Consider the following 909-nt stretch of genomic DNA (forward strand, 5'->3'; position numbering starts at 1 on the left):
CGTCAGCCTCAGGCGGTGAGCTCGGCGGCGGTCTTGCCGACCTGGCTCTCGTCCACGGCCTTCATGATGCCGTGCTCCATCAGCATGTCCTCGAGCTCGTCCATGGTGATGGGGGTCGGGATGATGCCGTTGCCCTTGTTGGCGTGAACCTTCTCCGCCAGGTTCCGGTAGTGCTGGGCCTGAACCGAATCGGGCGCATACTCGATCACGGTCATGCGGCGCAGCTCGGCGTGCTGCACGATGTTGTCGCGCGGAACGAAGTAGATCAGCTCGGTGCCGAGCTTCTTCGCCAGGTTCTCCGCAAGCTCCAGCTCCTTGTCGGTCTGGCGCTCGTTGCACACCAGCCCGCCCAGGCGCACGCCGCCCGAGTTAGCATACTTCAGAATGCCCTTGGAGATGTTGTTGGCCGCATACATGGCCATCATCTCGCCGGACATGACGATGTAGATCTCCTGGGCCTTGTTCTCGCGGATGGGCATGGCGAAGCCGCCGCACACCACGTCGCCGAGCACGTCGTAGGACACGTAGTCGATGTCCTCGTAGGCGCCGTTCTCTTCCAGGAAGTTGATCGAGGTGATCACGCCGCGGCCGGCGCAGCCCACGCCCGGCTCAGGACCACCGGACTCCACGCAGCGGATGTCCTGGTAGCCGATCTTCATCACGTCCTCGAGCTCGAGGTCTTCCACCGAGCCGGCGTTCGCCGCAAGCGACAGGATGGTGTCCTGGGCCTTGGCGTGCAGGATCAGGCGGGTCGAGTCGGCCTTGGGGTCGCAACCCACGATGAGGATCTTGTGACCCATCTGCGCGAGCGCAGCCAGGGTATTCTGGGACGTGGTGGACTTGCCGATGCCACCCTTCCCGTAAAACGCGATCTGTCGCAGCGAAGACATCTGTCTCTCCTTCGAACCT

The 909-nt window shown here is 63.3% G+C and carries 1 protein-coding gene; it reads right to left on the reverse strand.

Annotation, left to right across the window (positions count from 1 at the left end; all coding sequences use genetic code 11):
• Positions 1 to 8 precede the first annotated feature (8 nt).
• Positions 9 to 890: a nitrogenase iron protein gene (gene nifH / locus K9U41_RS22950; protein ID WP_138400501.1), complete on the reverse strand. Its 882-nt coding sequence runs from the start codon at positions 888 to 890 to the stop codon at positions 9 to 11.
• Positions 891 to 909 lie beyond the last annotated feature (19 nt).

Origin of the sequence: Xanthobacter autotrophicus (genome assembly GCF_029991245.1) — a bacterium.
Classification (GTDB): domain Bacteria; phylum Pseudomonadota; class Alphaproteobacteria; order Rhizobiales; family Xanthobacteraceae; genus Xanthobacter; species Xanthobacter autotrophicus_C.

Coding starts and splice junctions, on each gene's coding strand:
- nifH (WP_138400501.1), bottom strand. CDS start 890: ATGTCTTCGCTGCGACAGATCGCGTTTTACGGGAAGGGTGGCATCGGC.